The 2,614-nt window shown below is 76.1% G+C and carries 2 protein-coding genes; one reads left to right on the plus strand and one right to left on the minus strand.

The features are described from left to right. Positions 1-189 precede the first annotated feature (189 nt). Entirely contained in the window at positions 190-1,566 is a 1,377-nt protein-coding gene (locus AA75_RS21075) for a hypothetical protein (RefSeq protein WP_033821704.1), read from the minus strand. A gap of 319 nt (positions 1,567-1,885) precedes the next feature. Between AA75_RS21075 and AA75_RS21080 the strand changes: the two genes are divergently transcribed. Further along, positions 1,886-2,581, plus strand: a complete 696-nt coding sequence (locus AA75_RS21080) for a bifunctional DNA primase/polymerase (protein WP_033821705.1) — start codon at positions 1,886-1,888, stop codon at positions 2,579-2,581. The last annotated feature ends 33 nt before the right edge of the window (positions 2,582-2,614 follow it).

Raw genomic sequence — 2,614 nt, forward strand, 5'->3', positions numbered from 1 at the left:
CACAACTTCTGGGCCACGCTACCGGTTCACCGCAACCGGTGACTACGCGGGCAGGCGTTCCCGTGCACCTGCCCGGTCCGCCCGCCCGGCGCCGCCGCCGCCGACCGGGCCCGGCCGTGGACGAACCGGGCCGGAGCCGGCGGCCGGCGCACCCGCAACCGCCCGGCCGCCGACCCCCGGGCCCCGTCCTCAGGCCGCCTCGCCCTCCGTCCTGGCGTGGAACTCCCGGACCGCCCGGTGCGCCCGGTACGGCTCCAGCCGGCTGCGGAAGTCGTCCAGGTACTCCACGCCCCGGTTGGAACGCAGGCCGCTCAGCAGCCGGACCGCCTCCGCCCCGGTCTGGCAGGCCCGCTCCAGGTCCCGCTGCTGGAGCTGGGCGGTGGCCAGCAGCACCAGGTCGACGGCGCGCCGGCGCACCCGGTGCGCGGGGTGCAGTTCGAGCGCCGTACGGGCGTAGTGCTCGGCCTTCTCGCCCTGCTGGAGGTCGCGGTGACAGTGCGCCAGCTCGTCCGCCAGGTAGGCCTCGTCGAAGTGCGCGATCCAGTCCGGGTCGTCCTCGGGGTTGCGCCGCTCCATCGCGGACAGCGCCTTGGCCGCCACCGCCTCGCAGGCCGCGGTGTCGCCGAGCAGCGCGTGGCCGCGCGCCTCGGCGGCGTAGAACATCGCCATCGCGGTCGGGGTGGCCACCGAGCGGGCGCCCTCCTGGGCGGCGCGGGCGAGTTGGGCGATCTCGCGCGGGTTGCCGAGGGTGGCGGCGAGGTGGCTCATCGAGGCCGCCAGCACGTACCCGCCGTAGCCGCGGTCGTCGGCGGCCTGGGCCAGCCGCAGCGCCTGGATGTAGTACCGCTGGGCGAGGCCCGGCTGGGCGGTGTCGACCGCCATGTAGCCGGCCAGCTCGGTCAGCCGGGCGACCGCGCCGAAGAGCTGACGGCCGGTCTCCTCCCGGTAGGCGCCGCCGAGGAAGCCGGAGACCACGCTGTTGAGGTAGTGCACCACCACCGGGCGCACGTGGCCGCTGCCGAACCGGTGGTCCAGGTCGACCAGCATCTGGGTGGTCGCCCGGATCGCGGCCACGTCGGCCAGCCCCACCCGGGTGCCGCCGGTCCTGGCCACCACCGGGTCGGGCGGGGTGATCAGCCAGTCCCGGCTGGGCTCGACCAGCGCCGAGGCGGCGACCGCGGCCCCGGCCAGGAAGTCCCGCCGGCCGACGTCGCTGCGCCACAGCTCGCAGACCTGCTCGAGGGCGGCCGGCAGGTTGGCGGCGAACTGCAGGCCCACGGCGGAGCTGAGGTTCTTGCCGTCGGCCATGCCGATCTCCTCGACCGTCACGCCGCGGCCGAGTTTGCGGCCGAGCGCCTCGGCGATCACCGCCGGCGCCTGGCCGCGCGGCTGCTGGCCGCGCAGCCAGCGGGCGACCGAGGTCTTGTCGTAGCGCAGGTCGAGTCCGTGCTCGGCGCCGCACAGGTTCACCCGGCGGGCGAGGCCCGCGTTGGAGCAGCCCGCCTCCTGGATGAGCTGCTGCAGCCGCTCGTTGGGCTCTCGTGCGACGAGTGGTCTCGCGGCCATTGGGCTTCGCCTCCCCTGCGCCACCCCGGCCGCGGGCCGGAGGACGTACGACTCTGGTGCTACCTTGCCGATGCGCCGCCCGGCAGCGGCATGGGCCCTGCCCGGGTACGGCGACACCAGCGCAATACCCACGGTGACGGATCCACTCCCCCTGCGCCCTGGTGAATGCACCAGTGCGCCCCTCCTGCGCCCGTTACGAGGACCGCCCGGGGTGGCCGGAAATCGCCCGGCTCACCGGTACGGGTGACATCTCCGGTACCGCGCCGACCGCCCCCCCGTGCGCCCGTAACCCTGCCAACCGCCGGTAGTTGAGCAGCACGTGGAAGACACCCCAGGAGCCCCCGAGCAGGGCCTGCCCCCGCTCCTCATCGAAGCCGTCAGTTACGCCGAGGACCGCCACTGGGAGGTCGTCCCGGGGACGTGGCTGATCGACGGTGACGGCCCGGCCCGGTGCTCGTGCGGCGAACGGTGCGAGCTCCCCGGCGCGCACCCGGCCGGCGAGGACTGGCAGCGCCGGGCGAGCGCCGGTCCCGGGGTGGTGCGCCGCTGGTGGACCGAGAACCCGACGGCCTCGATCCTGCTGCCGACCGGCCGCGCGTTCGACGTGCTGGACGTGCCGGAGGTGGCGGGCTGCCTGGCGCTGGCCCGGATGGAGCGGATGGGGCTGCAGCTCGGTCCGGTGGTGGCGGTGCCGGCCTCGCCGGGGCAGGCCGGGCGCCGGCTGCACTTCCTGGTGCTGCCCGGGGTGCAGGCCAAGCTCCCGGAGATGCTCCGCCAGCTCGGCTGGGGGTCGGGGCGGCTCGATCTGACCGCCCGCGGCGACGGGGACTGGATCGTCGCGCCGCCGTCCCGGATCGGTCCGTACAGCTTCGCCCAGTGGGCCCGGCCGCCGTCCGCGCTGAACCGCTGGCTGCCCGACGCCGCCGAGCTGATCAACCCGCTGGCGTACGCGTGCGGGCGGGAGGCCCCGGCGTCCCGGCAGGCCGGGCAGCAGCGCGCCGCGGCGGTGCGCTGACGGCCGGCCCGGCCCGGCCCGCCCCTGACGGCC

Source organism: Kitasatospora sp. MBT63, from assembly GCF_000710465.2.
Classification (GTDB): Bacteria; Actinomycetota; Actinomycetes; order Streptomycetales; family Streptomycetaceae; genus Kitasatospora.